Genomic DNA, 17840 nt, shown 5'->3' with positions numbered 1-17840 from the left:
GGCGCCGTGGGAGCGTCGTCCCGACCGCCGGCGCTACGCGTCGTGCCGGGCACCCTCGTCGGCGTGCACGGTGAACACGGTGGGCGCCGTGTGCCCGGCCGCGGCGAAGGCGGCGGTGACCGCGTCCGCGATCGTGTCCCGGGCCTCCCGGTCGACGAGCGCGATGGCGGCGCCACCGAACCCGCCTCCCGTCATGCGGGCGCCGAGGGCGCCGTGCTCGAGCGCGGTCTCCACCGCGAGGTCGAGTTCGGCGACCGAGATCTCGAAGTCGTCGCGCATCGACGCGTGCGACGCGACGAGCAGGTCGCCGATCGCGCGCGGACCCTGCTCGCGCAGCGTGCGGACGGTGTCGAGGACACGCTGGTCCTCGGTGACGACGTGCCGGACGCGGCGGAAGGTCTCGTCGTCGAGGAGCTCCTGCGCGCGGGGGAGGTCGTCGACGGACAGGTCGCGGAGCGCGGACACGCCCATCACCGAGGCCCCCCGCTCGCAGGACGCCCGACGTGCGGCGTAGCCCCCGGTGGCGTGGGCGTGCTGGACGTGCGTGTCGATGACGAGCAGCTCGAGCCCCGCGGCGTCGAAGCCGAGGTCGACGACCTCTGCCTCGAGCGATCGACAGTCGAGGAACACGGCCGCGTCCTGCCGGCCGAGCAGCGACGCCGATTGGTCCATGATGCCCGTCGGAGCCCCGACCGCCTTGTTCTCGGCCCACTGCCCCACGCGCGCGAGCTCCTGCCGGTCGAGGCCGAGGCCCCACAGCTCGTCGAACGCCAGCGCGACGCCGCACTCGATCGCGGCGCTCGACGACAACCCCGCTCCGACCGGGACCTCGGAGTGGATGAAGACGTCGAGCCCGGTCGCGCCGGACAGGTCCGCTCCGCGGTCCTGCAGGGCCCAGGCGATACCGAACACGTACGCCGACCAGCCGTCCATGTCGGCGGGGTCGAGCGCGTCGAGTGAGCGCTCCTGCACGCCGCCCTCCGGGTCGAACGACGACGCGACGCGGAGCAGCCGGTCGTCGCGCACGCGGATGTCGGCGACGGTGCGGCGGTCGATCGCGAACGGCAGGACGTACCCGTCGTTGTAGTCGGTGTGCTCGCCGATCAGGTTCACCCGGCCCGGTGCCGAGTACCGCGTGGTCGGCTCCGCGCCGAAGACGCTCTGGAAGTCGGTGGTCATACGCGTTCGATCCCTCCTCGGATGAACTCGGCCTGGGCCTCGGGCACGACGTCGCCGATCCAGGCGCCCATCGCGGCCTCGCTGCCGGCCAGGTACTTGAGCTTCGTCTCGGCACGCCGGGGCGACGTGATCTGCAGCATCAACCGGACGGCGTCGCGGCCGATCGACACCGGCGCCTGGTGCCACGCCGCGATGTAGGGCGTGGGGGAGTCGTAGAGGGCGTCGAGGGCCCGTGTCAGGCGCAGGTGCATGTGCGCGAGCTCGTCCTTCTCGGCGTCGGTGAGGCCGGCGAAGTCGGGGACGTGCCGGTGCGGCAGCATGTGGATCTCGAGCGGCCATCGAGCGGCGAAGGGCACGAACGCCGTGAAGTGCTCGCCCGCGAGGACCACCCGGTCCGATGCCCGCTCGTTCGCCAGGTGCTGCTCGAACAGGTCCGGCCCGAAGCGCTCGATCGACGCCAGGAGGCGCTGCGTGCGGGGCGTCACGTAGGGGTAGGCGTAGATCTGCCCGTGGGGGTGGTGCAGCGTGACCCCGATCGCCTCGCCGCGGTTCTCGAACGGGAACACCTGCTCGATGCCCGGCATGGCGGACAGTGCGGCCGTGCGGTCGGCCCACGCCTCGACGACGGTCCGGGCGCGGGACTCGGTGATCGACGCGAACGAGCCGCTCGTCTCCGGGCTGAAGCAGACGACCTCGCAGCGCCCGACGGACCGGTAGGTGCGGTTGAGGCCGACCTCGGACAGCGCGGCCACCGACGGTGGTGCGTCGTCGGCCTCGAGGTCGGGACCGAACGAGGGTGACTTGTTCTCGAAGACGGCGACGTCGTACCGGCTCGGGATCTCCGACGGGTTCTCGTCCGTCTGGGGCGCGAGCGGGTCGAGGTTGGCCGGCGGCAGGAAGGCGCGGTTCTGTCGAGCCGAGGCGATCGACACCCACTCGCCCGTCAGGACGTCCTGCCGCATGTGCGCCGTGGCGGGACGGGGGTCGAGCACGCGCTCGTCGATGCGACGCTCGGCGGGCAGCTGCGTGTCCGCGTCGTCGAAGTAGATGAGGTCACGACCGTCCGCGAGGGTCGTCGCCCGCTTGGTGATCCCGCTCACTGGTGTTCCTTCCCATCGGTGGACACCGGGCCACCCTACTCCCGGACGAAGGATTGCGAAACGGAACGGAAGCAGACGAAACTGGTGTGATGACCGACCTGTCGCAGCGGGACCCCGACGCGGCGGAGCCGAGCGCGCTGCCGGCCGTCCTGCGCCACGACCGCATCGTCGAACTCATCGAGGAGGCACCGGGCCTCGTCCGGACCGCCGACCTCGCCGCCGCCGTGGGGACCAGTGCGGTGACCGTCCGCGCCGACCTCGCGACCCTCGATGCCGCCGGCCGGATCCGACGTGTGCACGGTGGTGCCCTGCGCCCGGCGCAGCCCGGGCGCGACGAACGCCCCTACGAGGAGACCGCGGTCGAGCACGCCGCCGCGAAGCGGGCGATCGGCCGAGCCGCCGCTGCCCTCGTCCGGTCAGGGGAGTGCGTCGTGCTCGACGTCGGCACCACGCCCGCCGCCGTCGCCGAGGAACTCGTCGCCCGCCGCGACCTCGCCGACGTCACCGTCGTCACGAACTCCCTGACGAACGCGCTCGTGCTCGAGCGGGCCGTGCCCCGGTTCACGGTCGTCGTGACCGGCGGCACGCTGCGTCCCCTGCAGCACTCGCTCGTCTCCCCGTTCGTCGGCACGGTCCTCCCGATGATCGCCGCCGACCTGGCGATCATCGGCTGCACGGGCGTGTCCGTCGAACGCGGCGTCACGAACGTCAACCTGCCGGAGACCGAGGTCAAGCGCCTGCTCGCTGGAGCGGCTCGGCGTACTGTCGTCGTTGCCGACGGGGCGAAGCTCGGTCGGTCCCACATCGGTGTGGTCGGTGCCCTCGACAGCGTCGACGTCCTCGTGACCGCCGGCGTGCGCGGGTTCGACCTCGCCCCCATCCGTGCCGCGGGCGTCCAGGTGCTCGTGGCGGACGATCCCGAGGAGGACCACGCATGAGCGGAGCACCCACCGGCGGCCAGTACCACCTGCGGCACGCCGGACCCGACGGTGTCGTCGAGGCCGACATCACCCAGGTCGCGGCCGGCATCCGGCAGCTCAGCGTGAACGGGTTCGCGCTCACCGAGTCGTTCGGTCCGCACGAGATGCCCGCGGGCGCGTGCGGGATCGTCCTCGTCCCGTGGCCGAACCGCGTCGCCGGGGCGACGTGGCAGCTCGACGGCACGACCCAGCAGCTCGACGTCACCGAGCCGAAGTACGGCAACGCCAGCCACGGGCTCCTGCGCTACGCGCCCTACCGCGTCGTCGAGCAGACCGAGTCGACGCTGGTGCAGGAGGCGACGGTGTACCCGCAGCACGGGTGGCCGTTCCTGCTCGAGACCCGCGTGCACCACGAACTCGTCGACGACGGCCTGCGCGTCACGCACGAGATCGTCAACCGGTCCGATCGCCGTGCGCCGTTCGCCGTCGGCAACCACCCGTACCTGCGGGCGGGGGACGCCCCCGTCGAGGAACTCACCGTCACCCTGGACGCCGCGACCCGGTTCACGACCGACGAGCACAAGGTGCCGGACGGCTCCGAGTCGGTCGAGGGGATGCCGTTCGACCTCCGGGGTGGCCGCGTCGTGGGCGAGAGCGACCTCGACACCGCGTACACGGACGTCGCCGCCGACGCCGAGGGCGTGCGACGGACCACCGTCCGGGCGGCCGACGGCGACGGCGTCGAACTCTGGCAGGACGCCTCGTTCCCCTACGTGCAGGTGTTCACCTCGCGCGAGTTCCCCCGCGGCGACGGTGTCGGGCTCGCGCTCGCGGTCGAGCCGATGACCGCGCCCGCGAACGCCCTCAACAGCGGTGAGGGGCTGCGCTGGCTCGAACCGGACGAAGCGTGGACCGGCAGCTGGGGCATCCGCCGGGTCTGGTCGCGGTAGCGGGAGCGGGGGCGGGAGGGGGCGTGGGAGCGGGGGCGCGACCGGGCGCGGGAGCGGCTCAGGCTCGGCGCATGCGGAGGGCCTCGACCGCGAGGGACTCGGACGGGTAGCGGCCGATCTCCTCGGCCCAGGCGGGGTCGTCCCCGCGGAGCGCCACGAAGGACTTGCGCTGCCCCTTGACGTACCCGAGCACGCGTGTGGGCGTGTGCACCTCGACGAAGTCCGCGCGGATCCGCCGCGTCGAGACCCGCGCGTTGCGGCGGAGCTCGTCGAGCAGACGATCGTCCGAGAGCGCGAGGCGCCCCGTGGCCGGGGCCATCGCCCGTCGCGCTCCGCCGGTGGTGCTGGTGTGCGTGTCGTGGATGGGTTCGGTCACGGTGTACCCCGTTCGTCGTTGCTGGTGGTGCCAGTGTCGGGACCCACGTGGTGGATCCGCGAACGACGCTATCGGCGCCTCCCCCTCGAACCACTGAGCGGCAGCTGAACAGTGGACAAGATCAGCCGTGACAGCGCTGAGGAGCGCGTGTACCCCGCTGCGCCCGCCTCGGGCGCGTCGCCCGAGGCGCGGGGACGCCGACCGTGCCCCCGAGCGGACGCCCCGGGAACGACGAAGCGCGGGCCCCGATGAGGGACCCGCGCTCCGAACAGAGACCGGGAGGTCAGATGACGCGGATGTTCTCCGCCTGGAGCCCCTTCGGGCTGGTCGCGACGTCGAACTCGACGCGCTGGTTCTCCTCCAGCGAGCGGTAGCCGCCCGTCTGGATGGCGGAGTAGTGAGCGAAGAGGTCGCCGCTGCCGTCGTCGGCAGCGATGAAGCCGAAACCCTTCTCGGCGTTGAACCACTTGACGATGCCTGTAGCCATGACTGCGTTGTTTCCTTGTTCTGCTGGTGCGGTACGCGTCTGTTCTGCGCATCGACTGTCCGCCCAACCTACGGCATCCGGCCTGACAACGCGACGGTGGATCCGATGGATGTGCGTATTTCATCTCCGGGTCACGGTCCCGTCACCCGGACGGAGACCCGCGCCGCTGCCGCCACCACTCGGAGGGGCGCCCCGGATCGCGTTCGCGACGGTGGGCCCCGTGGGGCTCGAACCCACGACCCTCGGATTAAAAGTCCGGTGCTCTACCGACTGAGCTAGAGGCCCTCGCCCTCCAGCGTATCGGCCGACGGAGCGCCGTCCCACCTGACCACCGTGTCACCGGTCCCGCCTACACTGACGCCGATGCCACGCGACTACCACCGACCCGTGCAGTTCACCGCCGCCGAGTTCGAGGCCATCCAGGGCGGCAACGACCCGGCGCTCATCAACCGTGTCGCGCACGAGACCGCGACGGCGTTGGTGCACCGCGTCCGCACCGATCCGGACCCCGCCGTCGTCGAGCGCCTCGTGACCTACACGGACGTGCACGGGATCGACGCCCTCGCAGAGCTCTGGGCACGGGTCGGCGCACACACCCTGCCCGGCGCGCTCTGGCGGATCTACCTCGTCCGCACCCTGATCCGGCAGAACCCGGACGAGGTCGCGTACCTCTTCGAGCGCGGCACCGAGGCCGTCTCGACGATCGACCAGGCCGTCGCGGGCGCGGAGCAACCGACCGGACCGGCCGAGATCGTCACCCTGGCGGACGAGATCCTCCGCGGCCTGTACACCGGCGATTTCGCGGTCGCGCTCGAGCGTGGAGCGGCGTTCTGCCGCCTGACGGCCGCCGGAGCGACGAGCGTCGCGGACGACGCCGACCTCACGGCGGAGGACCGAGCCAGCGAGCTCACCCGTCGTGCGTTGCGCCTGTCCGAACTCGCCGAGGACCTCGCTGCGGCCGCCGGGTTGTGGCGCCGCGACAGCCTCGACTGACCGCGCCGACGCGCCCGGGGCGCGCGCACGTCCTCTCTGCGTGAACACCCGACGGTGGCCAGGGCGCCTTCGCTACACTCGTCCACGTCGGGCCGCAGTAACCCCGGGCTCCAAAATTCGCCGCTCCGAGCGGCCTCGCGCCGAGAGGCGTTTCTGCGGTCCGGCGTCCACGTCACGACGGGCCCGGCGGTTCCCTCCGCCGGGCCCGTCGTCGTTCCCGCGACCCGGATCATCGGGCGTCCGGTGTCGACGACGGTCCCGCTGGAGCCTGGTGCGGGTGCGGGTGCGGGCGCAGGTGTCGACGGGGCCGCTGTCGTTCGACCTCCGCACTGTCGTGTCCGCCGCCCCGGACCTTCTGCCGCCCCGGACCTTCCGCGGCACCCCGCCGGAAGCCCGCCCAATCCGATCCGCGGGGGACGCCGAATCCCTGCTGTGACGGCGGGACGGCCGCTCACCACCGGAACCACCCCGTGCGACCCGGGCCGACGGCCCATTCCCTGCGGGTCGCACGGGGTCCGGTGCCGTCGCCGTCCAGCCGTCATCGACGTACCCGGAACCACCAGCGCGTCGTGGACAACGGCTGCGCTCCGACGCCCTGTGAGGAGGAAAACCTGCGATGCTGACTCTCGTGGAACGCGACACGAACGGCTACGAGGCCCCCTCGTCCCCACTCGTTGCGTCGCCGGACGAACTCCTCACGCGCGTCGCCGCTGGCGATCAAGAGGCGTTCGGAGCCCTGTACGACCAGCTCTCGGGCCGCGTCATGGGTCTCATCACGCGGCTGCTCCGAGATCATGCCCAGTCCGAAGAGGTGACGCAAGAGGTCTTCCTCGAGGTCTGGCAGAACGCCAGCCGGTTCGACGCCGCGCGCGGTTCGGCCCCGAGCTGGATCCTGACGATGGCGCACCGACGCGCGGTCGACCGGGTGCGGGCCGCACAGTCCTCGCGTGACCGGGACACGAAGGTGGGCATCCGCGACTTCGAGACGGACTTCGACTCGGTGACCGAGTCGGTCGAGATCCGCATCGAGCACGAGCGGGTGAGCCGGGCGCTCGCCCGCCTCACCGAGTTCCAACGCCAGGCCGTCACCATGGCCTACTACGGCGGCTACTCGCACAGCGAGATGGCCGCGATCCTCGGTGTCCCGATCGGCACCGTGAAGACCCGTCTCCGTGACGGGATGATCCGACTCCGCGACGAGATGGGGGTGAGGTCATGACCATCCGACCCGACGACGTGGCGCTCATGACGGGTTCCTACGCGACCGATGCGGTCGACGCCGTCGAGCGCGCTGCGGTCGACGCGGCGATGGCCGCATCCGACCCGGTGCGTGCCGAGGTGGACTCGCTCCATGAGACCGCACTGCTGCTGGCCTACGCGGTCGAGCCGGTCGAGCCGCCGCGCGACCTCCGGGCCGCGCTCATGGCGAAGATCGCCACGACGCCCCAGCTCCCGGCGCTGCCGGTCGAGGACGCACAGGGCGGCTCGTCCGTGGGTGACCTCGCCGCCGCCGCGCCCGGCTCCGCACAGTCCGTCGCGCCGCAGCCGGTCGCCCGGGAGGCCCGGCACGCGGCCGTCACGGACGTCACCGCCGCCCCCGCCGGCACGGCGTCGGGGAACGCGCGGGTCCGCTGGTTCCAGCGTCCGGCTCGCGTGGTCCTGGCCGCCGCCGCCGCGGTGGCCGTGATCGCCGGCGGCACCCTCGGGATCCAGTCGCTCGCCGAGCACGAGACCGGACCCGGACAGGGGCAGGTCCAGGCCTCGACGAAGCTCGACCAGATCTACGCCGCCGCGGACTTCCAGCGGGCGTCGACGACGGTCAAGGGTGGAGGCACGGCCACGGTCGTGTGGTCCGACCAGCTCCGCAAGTCCGCCGTGATCTTCAAGGGCGTCAAGGCCGCGCCCGCCGGCAAGACGTACGAACTCTGGTACATCGGGTCCTCGATCACGCCGGCGGGACTCGTCGGCTCGGTCGACGGTGGCACGACGAGCGCGGTGCTCTCCGGCGCCAAGGCGGCGGGCGACACCATCGGCATCACGGTCGAACCCGCCGGGGGCTCGAAGCAGCCGACCACGAAGCCGATCGTGGCGGTACCCACGAGCGCCTGACGACCAGGTCCAGGACGGACGGGAGGCGGTGCACCTGCTGGTGCACCGCCTCCCGTCATCCGCTCTGCCCCGCGGCGCGTGGCCGGTGGGATCACCCGAAGCGGCCCGAGACGTAGTCCTCGGTGGCCTGCACGGTCGGGTTCGAGAAGATGTTCGCCGTCTCGCCGTACTCGATGAGGTGACCGGGCTGGCCGGTGCCCGCGATGTTGAAGAACGCGGTCTTGTCGCTGACTCGTGACGCCTGCTGCATGTTGTGCGTCACGATGACGATCGTGTAGTCCTGCTTCAGCTCCTCGATGAGATCCTCGATCGCCAGGGTCGAGATCGGGTCGAGCGCCGAGCAGGGTTCGTCCATGAGCAGGACGTCGGGCTGTACCGCGATCGCCCGAGCGATGCACAGGCGCTGCTGCTGACCACCGGACAGGCCCATGCCGGGCTTGTCGAGGCGGTCCTTGACCTCGTTCCACAGGTTCGCGCCCTGCAGGGACTTCTCGACGATGTCGTCGGACTCCGAGCGGCTGATGCGCTTGTTGTTGAGCTTGACGCCGGCGAGGACGTTGTCCTTGATCGACATCGTCGGGAACGGGTTGGCGCGCTGGAAGACCATGCCGACCTGTCGACGTACGAGCACCGGGTCGACGCCGGGCGCGTAGAGGTCGTCGCCGTCGATGCGGACCTCGCCCTGCACCGTCGCGCCGGGGATGACCTCGTGCATGCGGTTCAGGGTGCGGAGGAACGTCGACTTGCCACAGCCGGACGGGCCGATGAAGGCGGTGACCGTCCGCGGCTCGATCGTCATCGAGACGTCCTCGACGGCCTTGAACTTGTCGTAGTAGACGTTGAGGCCGGAGACCTCGATGCGCTTGGACACGCTGGTTCCTTCTGGGGTGGGTGGTCGGGTGCCGGTGGCCGGGGGAGTGGCTACCGACCGATCTTGGGTGCGAAGACGCGGGCGATCAAGCGGGCGATGAGGTTGAGCAGCATGACGATGAGGATGAGCACGAGCGCTGCGGTCCAGGCGCGGTCGACGAACGGCACGGGGTTCGCGCCCTGCTGCGAGTACTGCGTGTACGCGAACACGGGCAGCGTCATCATCGGGTTGCCGAACAGGTCGTAGTTCATGCTCGTCGTGAAGCCGGCGGTGACGAGCAGGGGGGCGGTCTCGCCGATGACGCGGGCGATCGCCAGCATGACGCCGGTGGTGATGCCCGCGAGGCTCGTGGGCAGCACGACCTTGACGATGGTGAGCCACTTCGGCACGCCGAGGGCGTACGAGGCCTCGCGGAGATCCATCGGGACGATCTTCAGGACCTCCTCGGTCGACCGGACGACGACCGGGATCATGAGGACCGACAGCGCGACCGACCCGATCGCGCCCGTGCGGGTGCCCGGCCCGACGATGAGCGCGAACAGCGAGTAGGCGAACAGGCCTGCCACGATCGAGGGGATGCCGGTCATGACGTCGACGAAGAACGTGATGCCGCGGGCGAGCCAGCCGCGGCCGTACTCGACGAGGTAGATCGAGGTGAGGAGCCCGATCGGCACGCTGATGAGCGTCGCGAGCAGGGTGATCTCGACGGTGCCGACGATGGCGTGCAGTGCGCCGCCGCCCACGGTGATGACGTTGCGCATCGAGTACGTGAAGAACTCGGCGTCGAAGCGGTGCAGCCCCTGGGCGATGACGGTCCAGAGCAGCGACACGAGCGGCAGCACGGCGACGATGAACGCGGTCGCGACGAGCGAGGTGACGAGCCGGTCGATCGCCTTGCGGCCACCCTCGACGATCCGCGAGATCACGACGATGAGGACGTCGAACAGGACGGTCCCGAGGAACAGTGCGCCGACGACGTTGAAGTCCGCGACGGTACCGCCCGCGTTGAGCAGGGCGAAGACGAGGCCGAAGGCGATCCAGCTGCCGGCGAGCAGGATCCAGGGGAACGGCTTCGGGAGCTTGCCCGACGCGTAGACGTTGCCGCGGGCGGGGCGGAGCGCGATGGTCATGGTTCTGGCCTTCCCGTCAGGCGACGCGCTTGCGGACGATGAACCGCGCGGCGATGTTGATCACGAGGGTGATGGCGAACAGGATCAGGCCCGATGCGACGAGCGCGTTGAGCCTGACGCCGGACGCCTCGCTGAACTGCAGCGCGATGTTCGCGGCGATGGTGCTCGGGTTGAGCGAGGTGAGCACCTTCGGCGTGACGCTGTTCGACACGGACAGCACGATGGCGACCGCGAGTGTCTCGCCCAGCGCGCGCCCGAGGCCGAGCATGATCGCCGAGACCATGCCGGACCGGGCGAACGGGAACACCGACAGCCGGATCATCTCCCAGCGCGTGGCACCGAGGGCCAGGGCGGCCTCCTCGTTGAGGCGCGGCGCCTGCAGGAAGATCTCGCGCATGACCGCGGTCATGATCGGGATCGTCATGACCGCGAGCACGATCGCCGCCGTCAGGATCGTGCGACCCGTGCCGGACACCTGTCCGGAGAACAGCGGGAACCAGCCGAGGGAGTGGTTGAGGAAGACGTAGAAGGGCTGCACGAAGCGAGCCAGGACCAGGACGCCCCACAGGCCGAACACGACGCTCGGTACGGCGGCGAGCAGGTCGATCACGTACCCGAGCAGGGCGGCCATCCGGCGCGGCGCGTAGTGCGAGATGAAGAGGGCGATGCCGATGGAGATCGGCGTCGCCATGACGAGCGCGAGGAGCGCCGCCCAGACGGTCCCGAAGACGAGGGGACCGACGTAGTCCCAGAAGCCCGTCGCGTCGTTCGGCAGGTCCCCGGGCTTGGCGGAGAACGCCGGGATGCTCTGCCAGACGAGGAACAGGGCGACGAGGGCGAGGACGAGGAGGATGAGCCCGCCGGCCAGGACGGTCGCGGTGGAGAACATGCGGTCGCCGATGCGGACGGTCGCACGCGGCTTCGGGGGCTGCACGGCCTGCGGCTGCGGTGCCGGGGCTGCGGACATGGGGCTCCTGTCGGGGAGGGCGCCGGGGGAGGCGTCGGGTGGGGTGTGCTCGGTGGCTGCGGTGGCTGGGGGCCGGGAGGAACGGTGCGGGTCGGGTGGACCGCGCGCCGGTCGGAGCCGCTCGCGGTCAGGCCCGTGAACGGGTCCGGCCCAGACGTCCGGTCGGATGGGTGGTGACCGGGCGTCTGGGCTGACACGGTGTCACTTGATGGTGGCGACGGCCTTCTGGACCTTGCTCGCGAGGTCCGAGGACAGCGGGGCAGAGCCGGCCTGCTGCGCGGCGGCCTGCTGGGCGTCCGACGAGGCGACGTAGTTCAGGTACGCCTTGACGAGGTCGGCCTTGCTGCTGTCGCTGTACTGCTGGCACGCGATGGCGTACGAGACGAGCACGAGCGGCCAGGCGCCCTTCGCGGTGTCCTTGCGGTTGATGTCGATCGCCAGGTCGTTCTTCGCGCGGCCCGACACGACGTCGGAGTCCGCGACGACCTTGGCGGCGCCGTCGGCGCTGATCTTGGTGGCGGTGCCGCCGACCATGAGCTTGGCCTTCGAGAGGCTGCCGGCGCCGGAGTCGTCGATGTAGGTGATCGAGTTCGACGCACCACCCATGGCGCTCGCGACACCCGAGGTGCCCTGCGCGCCGTCACCGACCTTGTACGGGTAGGTCTGGCTCGGGGCGGCGTTCCAGACGTCCGACGCGTTCGCCGAGAGGTACTCGGTGAAGTTCTGCGTCGTGCCCGAGTCGTCCGAGCGGTGGATCACGTTGATCGAGGCGGACGGCAGCGACGCGCTCTTGTTGAGCTTGGCGATCGCCGGGTCGTTCCACTTGGTGATCGTGCCCTTGAAGATGCCGGCGACGGTCTCGGCGTCGAGCGTGAGGTTCTTGACGCCGTCGACCTTGTAGGCGATGGCGATCGGCGAGATGTAGATCGGCAGGTCGATGCCCTTGGTGCCGGTCTTGCACTCCTTGAAGTCGCCCGACAGCTCGGTGTCGGCGAGTGCTGCGTCGGAGCCGGCGAAGTCGGCGGCACCCGAGATGAAGCTCGAGCGGCCCGCGCCGGAGCCCTGCGGGTTGTAGTTGACCGTCACGCCGGACGCCTTCGACTGGAAGCCAGAGATCCAGGTCGTCTCGGCGGTCCCCTGCGCGCTCGAGCCGATGCCGTTCAGGGTGCCGGAGAGGCTGGAGAGGTCCGCGCCCGCCGAGGCGGAGGACGAGGCGCTGGCGGAGCTGCCGCTGCCGCTGCCCTCGTTCGCCGCGCAGGAGGAGAGCACGATCGCGCCGGCGATCGCGATGGCCGCGACCGAACCGATTCGCTTGATGTTCACAGGGGTCCCTTCGGGGATGTCAGGTGCAGGGGCGGCCGGTGGGTGGCCGACCTGCGAGTGACAGTAAGGAAGGGAAGTGACGGGGACGACGCCGCTCGGTGAACGACGGGTGAACGAGCGGGGAACGGGATCGCGGGATCGTGCGGCGCAGTGCCGAGCGCGTTATACGTGGATCCGTGTGTGCCCGCTCCGGCACCGCAGGCGCGTCAGTCGTGGACGCCGGACGAGTGGGTCTCGACGGCGATGAGCTCGTCGTCGGCGATGTGCAGCACCGCGAAGTCCCCGGTCGAGAGCATCGCGGCCCGGTGCAGGTCGAAGCGCGAGTCCTCGCCCGAGGTCGCAGCGGCGATGTGCGCGATGATGTCGGGGAGCACCGGGCCGTGCGAGCAGAGCACGGTGGTGCGTCCCTTCCGGAGCCGCTTGCGCACGACCCCCGGCACGTCGCTCTTGCCGTGCTCGTGGGCGTCCTGGCTGATGTCGGCGGTGCTCGTGACGCCGATCTTCGTCTGCGCCGAGAGCGGCTCGACCGTCGCCAGGCATCGCGCGGCCGTGCTGCTCACGATCTTCCGCGGGCCGAAGGCGGCGATCGCCGGCGCGACCTGCTTGGCCTGCGTCCGCCCGACCGGCAGGAGTGGCCGGGTGGCGTCGGGTCCGCTCCACTGGTGCCGCGGCGTGGTCTTGCCGTGCCGGAGGGCGATCATCGCGAACGTCCGGTGCTGGCCCACGGCGGCCCGTTCGGCGAAGCGGTCGAGGATGGCGATGTCGCGCTCGTACGTGAGCATCGACCGTGCGGCGTCGATGTCCACCCACTCGAGCGCAGCGACCTCGTCGTTCGGGTGGAAGGCCCCGGCCCGCTCGATCTCGGTGTCCTTGACCTGAGCCACCCAGTAGTGGACGACCTTGTCGCGGCCGTTCGGGAGCACGTACTCGGCCGTGCCGATCGGGGCGCCGAGGTGCACGCGGTAGCCCGTCTCCTCACGGATCTCGCGGACCGCTGCATGCGGCACCGACTCGCCCGGGTCCACCTTGCCCTTGGGGAACGAGACGTCCTTGTGGTGCTCGCGGTGGATCAGGAGCACCTGGGGGCCGCTCTCGTGCCGTCGCCAGCACACGGCACCGGCGGCGACCACGAGGCCGTCGGGTGTCGTCTGGCTCATCGGGAGGAACGCTTCCGCGCTGAGATCTGGCGCATCAGGCTGTCCTGCAGGTCGAGTAGGGGTTCGCCGTCGTCGTCCACCGCGTGCCGGGTCCACTCGCCGTCGGACTCGAGGTGCCACGAGCTCGTGGTGTCGGCCATCGCGAGGTCGAACAGCCGCTCCATCTCGTCGATGTGCCGCGGCGCGGTGAGTCGGACGAGGGCCTCGACGCGGCGGTCGAGGTTGCGGTGCATCATGTCGGCACTGCCGATGTAGACCGCCGGGTCGCCGTCGTTGTGGAACGAGAAGACCCGCGAGTGCTCGAGGTACCGGCCGACGATGGAGCGCACGCGGATGGTCTCGCTGTAGCCCTCCATCGCGGGCTTGAGCGAGCAGATGCCACGGACCCAGATGTCGATCGGGACACCCGCCTGGCTGGCGAGGTACAGGGCGTCGATGATCTCCTCGTCGACCATCGAGTTCACCTTGATCCGGATGCCCGAGGGCTTGCCCGCGAGCGCGTTCACCGTCTCGGTGTGGATCCGTTTGAGCAGGCCCTTGCGGAGGTGGAGCGGGGCGACGAGCAGTCGCTTGAACTTCTTCTCGATCGCGTAGCCGGACAGCTCGTTGAACAGGCGGGTGACGTCCTTGCCGACCTGATCGTCGGTGGTGAACAACCCCATGTCCTCGTAGATACGGCTCGTCTTCGGGTTGTAGTTGCCCGTGCCGATGTGCGTGTAGTGCCGCAGCCCGTTCTTCTCCTGGCGGATCACCAGGGCGATCTTGCAGTGTGTCTTGAGCCCGACGAGTCCGTAGACGACGTGCACCCCGGCACGCTCGAGCTTGCGCGCCCAGCCGATGTTGTTCTGCTCGTCGAACCGGGCCTTGATCTCGACGAGTGCGAGCACCTGCTTGCCGGCCTCCGCGGCGTCGATCAGGGCCTCGACGATGGGGCTGTCACCCGACGTCCGGTAGAGCGTCTGCTTGATGGCCAGGACGTTCGGATCGGCGGCGGCCTGCTGCAGGAACGCCTGCACGCTCGTGGAGAAGGACTCGTACGGGTGGTGGACGAGGACGTCCTCGCGTCCGATCGCACGGAACAGGTCGGGCTTCATGTTCGGCTCGTCGGGCTGCAGCTGCACCGCGGTGGTGGGCACGTGCCGCGGGTAGTGCAACTCCGGGCGGTTGATCTTGGCGATCTCGAACAGCCCGCCGAGGTCGAGCGGCGACGGCAGACGGAAGACCTCTTGCTCGGTGACGTCGAGCTCGCGGATGAGCAGGTCGAGGGTCACCGGGTCCATGTCCTCGGTGATCTCGAGGCGGATCGGCGGCCCGAACCGGCGTCGGAGCAGCTCGCGCTCGAGCGCCTGCAGGAGGTTCTCGGCCTCGTCCTCCTCGATCTCGACGTCCTCGTTGCGGGTGACGCGGAACACGTGGTGCTCGACCACCTGCATGCCGGGGAACAGGTCGTCCAGGTGGTTCGCGATGAGGTCCTCGAGCGGGATGAAGCGCAGCCGCCCCGACCCGTCGTCCGGGAGCTGCACGAAGCGCGGGAAGTTCTGCGGCACCTTGAGCCGGGCGAACTCCTGTCGCTCCGTCTTGGGGTTCCGGACCCGCACCGCGAGGTTGAGGGAGAGCCCCGAGATGTAGGGGAACGGGTGGGCCGGGTCGACCGCCAGGGGCATGAGCACCGGGAAGATCTGGTCGGTGAAGTACTCGTCCATCCGGACGCGGTCGGCCTCGGCCAGGTCCGACCAGTTCTCGACGTGGATCCCCGCGGCGTCGAGGTCGGGCTTGAGCGAGTCGCGGAAGGCGTGCGCGTGGCGGTCCTGGAGCTCGTGGGCGTCGCGGGCGATGTCGGCGAGCACGTCGAGCGGGGCGCGGCCCACGTTCGTCGGCACGGCGATGCCGGTGTCGATGCGGCGCTTGAGCCCCGCGATGCGCACCATGAAGAACTCGTCGAGGTTCGAGGCGAAGATCGCGAGGAAGTTCGCACGCTCGAGCAGGGGAACCGCGCGGTCCTCGCCGAGTTCGAGCACGCGCTGGTTGAACCGGAGCCAGCTGAGCTCGCGGTCGAAGTACCGATCCGTCGGCAACGACTCGTGCTCGACGCGGACGATCTCGTCGAAGTCGTCGAGATCCGGGGTGACGGATTCGCCGTCCAGCTGCGGCTCGGTTTCCATGGACTCATCCTGCCATCCGGGTCCCCCACGCGGTGGTGGTAGGACGACCTCGTGGAGAACCCAGGGTGAACGGACGACGTGGAGGCGTCGGTCAGGGCGCCGCGTACTGCACGTCCACCGCGTGCTCGGTGAACCCGGCGCGACGGTAGAGCGCGAGCGCCGGGACGTTGTCGCCCTCGACGTAGAGCGCCGCCGCGGTGAGTCCCCGCCCGCGCAGACGCGCCATCCCCGCGCGCATGAGCACGCCGCCGATCCCCTGCCCCTGCAGGTCCGGGCGCACGGCCACGGCGTAGAACTCACCGATGCCGTCCTCGACCTTGAGCCAGCAGGAGCCGGCGAGCCGGGGGTCGTCTCCGCGTCGGAGGAGGAGCAGGTCGGCACCGTCGAACCACGGCTCGCGCTCGCGGTCGCGGAGGTCGTCGAGCGTCATCCGGCCCTGCTCCGGGTGGTGCGCGAACGCGGCGGCGTTGAGGTCGAGCCAGGCGTCCTCGTCGATGCCCGGACGGAACGCGTCGACGTGCTGGTCGGCCGGGAGGCCCGGGTCGGCCGCGACGCGGACCTCGCCTCCGCCCGCCGGTGCGGTCCCGGCCCCTGCGCTTCCCTCCGTGAGTGGGGCGCGCAGCTGGAGCAGCCGGCGGACGGGGTGCCACCCGGCCCGGGCCGCGAGGGCCTGCGCCGCCGGTGCGTCGCCGTGGGCCCATGCGAGCGACGGAGCCGGTCGGACCGCGAGCGCACGGTCGACGAGCGCGGTCCCGATGCCGCGGCCCCGGGCCTCCCGGCCGACCGCGAGTTCGAGTTCGCCGTCGCGCAGCACCGCGACCCCGCGGCCGTCGTCGTCGCTGAGGACGCGGGCGCGTCCGGCGCGGACGTCGACGAGGGTCTGGTCGGAGAACGGCGGTGCCTCGCCGTGGGCGGCGGCCTCGGCCGCGAGCGCCCGGACGAGGTCACCCGCTGCGGTGTCAGACACCGTCGCCGGCCAACCGGTCGGCGTCGTCGTCGTACACGTTGAAGCGGTAGCCGACGTTGCGGACCGTGCCGATGAGCGACTCGAGGTCCCCGAGCTTCGCGCGCAGGCGCCGGACGTGGACGTCGACCGTGCGCGTGCCGCCGAAGTAGTCGTAGCCCCAGACCTCGCTGAGCAGCTGCTCGCGCGTGAACACCCGTGAGGGGTGGGTCGCGAAGAAGCGGAGGAGCTCGAACTCCTTGAAGGTGAGGTCGAGCGGCCGGCCGCGCACCTTGGCCGAGTAGCTCGCCTCGTCGATGACGACGCCCGACGCCTGGATCTTCGACCCGGACTGCGCCTGGGAGGCCCGACCCACGACGAGGCGGATGCGGGCGTCGACCTCGGCCGGGCCGGCGGTCTCGAGCACGACGTCGTCGATGCTCCACTCGCTGTTCACCGCGGTGAGTCCACCCTCGGTCACGACGAGCACGACCGGCGTGGTCGATCCGGTGGTCGAGAGGATCTTGCAGAGGGACTTCGCGCTCACGAGGTCCGTCCGGGCGTCGACGAACATGAGGTCGCTCGACGGCGCGTTGACCAGCTGCGAGGCCTCGGCCGGGACATGTCGGATGCGGTGGCTCAGGAGACCGAGCGCGGGCAGCACCTCACCGGGCGCGGTCGAGGTGAGCACCAGCAGCTGGGCCACGGAACCTCCAGGACGGGTCGGGGCGGTCCCCCACATCCTAGTGACGCCCCCGGACGGACCCCGCTCCCGCTCCCGCTCCCGCTCCCGGTCCCGGTCCCGGTCCCGGCACCGGCCGCACGCCCCGCACCGGTGCGATGATGTGACGATGAGCGACACGACACGGACGAGCCGCATGACCACCCTGTCGGTCGTCCCGGTGTGGGTGCTCGCCGTGGTCGGGGCCGTCCTCGTCCTGCTGCTCGCGCACGAGGACCCCTTCGCCTGGATGCTCCTCGTGCTCGTGGGCAGCGTGCTCGTCGGCTTCGTGCTCCAGCTCGCGACCCAGACCAAGGACGGACTCGTGCTCCGCATCAGCGCGGCGTCGTCCGGGGCGTTCGTCGTGGTGCTCGTCGGGACCGTCCTGCTGCTCGTCCGAGCGTGACGGGCGCGACGGGCGCGACGGGCAGCACGGGCGCCACCGGCCGGAC

18 protein-coding genes and 1 tRNA gene are annotated in these 17840 nt (G+C 70.8%); 6 read left to right on the top strand and 13 right to left on the bottom strand.

All coding sequences use genetic code 11. From position 1 onward, the window contains the following. Positions 1 to 33: 33 nt before the first annotated feature. Both galK and galT read right to left on the bottom strand, forming a co-directional pair. Positions 34 to 1179, bottom strand: coding sequence for a galactokinase (gene galK, locus DEI94_RS14170; protein ID WP_111025723.1), 1146 nt, complete (start codon positions 1177 to 1179; stop codon positions 34 to 36). Continuing rightward, positions 1176 to 2279 (bottom strand): galactose-1-phosphate uridylyltransferase, encoded by a 1104-nt coding sequence (galT, locus tag DEI94_RS14165; protein ID WP_111011513.1) that lies wholly within the window; start codon positions 2277 to 2279, stop codon positions 1176 to 1178. Before galT ends, galK begins: the two co-directional genes overlap by 4 nt. 89 nt (positions 2280 to 2368) lie before the next feature. Between galT and DEI94_RS14160 the strand changes: the two genes are divergently transcribed. Both DEI94_RS14160 and DEI94_RS14155 read left to right on the top strand, forming a co-directional pair. Then, on the top strand, positions 2369 to 3217 hold the full coding sequence (locus tag DEI94_RS14160; protein ID WP_111025905.1) for a DeoR/GlpR family DNA-binding transcription regulator: 849 nt from the start codon (positions 2369 to 2371) through the stop codon (positions 3215 to 3217). After that, entirely contained in the window at positions 3214 to 4149 is a 936-nt protein-coding gene (locus tag DEI94_RS14155) for an aldose 1-epimerase family protein (protein ID WP_111011511.1), read from the top strand. Before DEI94_RS14160 ends, DEI94_RS14155 begins: the two co-directional genes overlap by 4 nt. 58 nt (positions 4150 to 4207) lie before the next feature. Here the strand turns inward: DEI94_RS14155 and DEI94_RS14150 are convergent, their stop codons facing one another. The 3 genes from DEI94_RS14150 to DEI94_RS14140 form a co-directional block, all read right to left on the bottom strand. After that, a complete protein-coding gene (locus DEI94_RS14150) occupies positions 4208 to 4525 on the bottom strand; it encodes a hypothetical protein (protein WP_111011680.1) in 318 nt (105 codons plus the stop codon). 283 nt (positions 4526 to 4808) lie between these two features. After that, positions 4809 to 5012, bottom strand: coding sequence for a cold-shock protein (locus tag DEI94_RS14145; RefSeq protein WP_111011681.1), 204 nt, complete (start codon positions 5010 to 5012; stop codon positions 4809 to 4811). 212 nt (positions 5013 to 5224) lie between these two features. Then, a tRNA-Lys gene (locus tag DEI94_RS14140) sits at positions 5225 to 5297 on the bottom strand. A gap of 78 nt (positions 5298 to 5375) precedes the next feature. Here DEI94_RS14140 and DEI94_RS14135 point away from each other — a divergent pair. The 3 genes from DEI94_RS14135 to DEI94_RS14125 all read left to right on the top strand — a co-directional run bounded on the left by DEI94_RS14135 (position 5376) and on the right by DEI94_RS14125 (position 8114). Continuing rightward, entirely contained in the window at positions 5376 to 6005 is a 630-nt protein-coding gene (locus DEI94_RS14135; protein WP_111011682.1) for a DNA-directed RNA polymerase subunit beta, read from the top strand. 616 nt (positions 6006 to 6621) lie between these two features. Continuing rightward, entirely contained in the window at positions 6622 to 7224 is a 603-nt protein-coding gene (sigK, locus tag DEI94_RS14130) for an ECF RNA polymerase sigma factor SigK (RefSeq protein ID WP_111011683.1), read from the top strand. Beyond that, positions 7221 to 8114 (top strand): anti-sigma factor domain-containing protein, encoded by an 894-nt coding sequence (locus DEI94_RS14125; RefSeq protein ID WP_111025722.1) that lies wholly within the window; start codon positions 7221 to 7223, stop codon positions 8112 to 8114. Before sigK ends, DEI94_RS14125 begins: the two co-directional genes overlap by 4 nt. A gap of 91 nt (positions 8115 to 8205) precedes the next feature. On the opposite strand, the gene pstB is transcribed toward DEI94_RS14125, so the two are convergent. From pstB to DEI94_RS14085, 8 genes are all read right to left on the bottom strand, one after another. Then, a complete protein-coding gene (gene pstB, locus DEI94_RS14120; RefSeq protein ID WP_111011685.1) occupies positions 8206 to 8985 on the bottom strand; it encodes a phosphate ABC transporter ATP-binding protein PstB in 780 nt (259 codons plus the stop codon). A gap of 50 nt (positions 8986 to 9035) precedes the next feature. Further along, on the bottom strand, positions 9036 to 10115 hold the full coding sequence (pstA, locus tag DEI94_RS14115; protein WP_111011686.1) for a phosphate ABC transporter permease PstA: 1080 nt from the start codon (positions 10113 to 10115) through the stop codon (positions 9036 to 9038). Positions 10116 to 10131: 16 nt separating this feature from the next. After that, positions 10132 to 11082 carry a phosphate ABC transporter permease subunit PstC gene (gene pstC, locus DEI94_RS14110; protein ID WP_111011687.1) on the bottom strand — a complete coding sequence of 317 codons (951 nt, stop codon included), beginning with the start codon at positions 11080 to 11082 and terminating at the stop codon, positions 10132 to 10134. A gap of 201 nt (positions 11083 to 11283) precedes the next feature. Further along, positions 11284 to 12405, bottom strand: coding sequence for a phosphate ABC transporter substrate-binding protein PstS (locus tag DEI94_RS14105; protein ID WP_111026306.1), 1122 nt, complete (start codon positions 12403 to 12405; stop codon positions 11284 to 11286). 206 nt (positions 12406 to 12611) lie between these two features. Further along, entirely contained in the window at positions 12612 to 13562 is a 951-nt protein-coding gene (locus tag DEI94_RS14100; RefSeq protein ID WP_111010530.1) for an NUDIX hydrolase, read from the bottom strand. Continuing rightward, complete coding sequence (locus DEI94_RS14095) at positions 13559 to 15724, bottom strand: RNA degradosome polyphosphate kinase (RefSeq protein ID WP_111010529.1); 2166 nt, start codon at positions 15722 to 15724, stop codon at positions 13559 to 13561. Before DEI94_RS14095 ends, DEI94_RS14100 begins: the two co-directional genes overlap by 4 nt. 91 nt (positions 15725 to 15815) lie before the next feature. Further along, positions 15816 to 16691 (bottom strand): mycothiol synthase, encoded by an 876-nt coding sequence (gene mshD / locus DEI94_RS14090; protein ID WP_111010528.1) that lies wholly within the window; start codon positions 16689 to 16691, stop codon positions 15816 to 15818. After that, on the bottom strand, positions 16684 to 17373 hold the full coding sequence (locus DEI94_RS14085) for a winged helix-turn-helix domain-containing protein (RefSeq protein ID WP_181434755.1): 690 nt from the start codon (positions 17371 to 17373) through the stop codon (positions 16684 to 16686). The genes mshD and DEI94_RS14085 overlap by 8 nt, the downstream gene beginning before the upstream one ends. A gap of 145 nt (positions 17374 to 17518) precedes the next feature. Between DEI94_RS14085 and DEI94_RS14080 the strand changes: the two genes are divergently transcribed. Further along, on the top strand, positions 17519 to 17794 hold the full coding sequence (locus DEI94_RS14080) for a hypothetical protein (RefSeq protein ID WP_111010526.1): 276 nt from the start codon (positions 17519 to 17521) through the stop codon (positions 17792 to 17794). Positions 17795 to 17840: the final 46 nt, after the last annotated feature.

Source organism: Curtobacterium sp. MCBD17_040 (assembly GCF_003234805.2).
Lineage (GTDB): Bacteria > Actinomycetota > Actinomycetes > Actinomycetales > Microbacteriaceae > Curtobacterium.
Note: the sequence above shows the minus strand (reverse complement) of the source record. Positions and strands in the feature narration are given on the sequence as shown.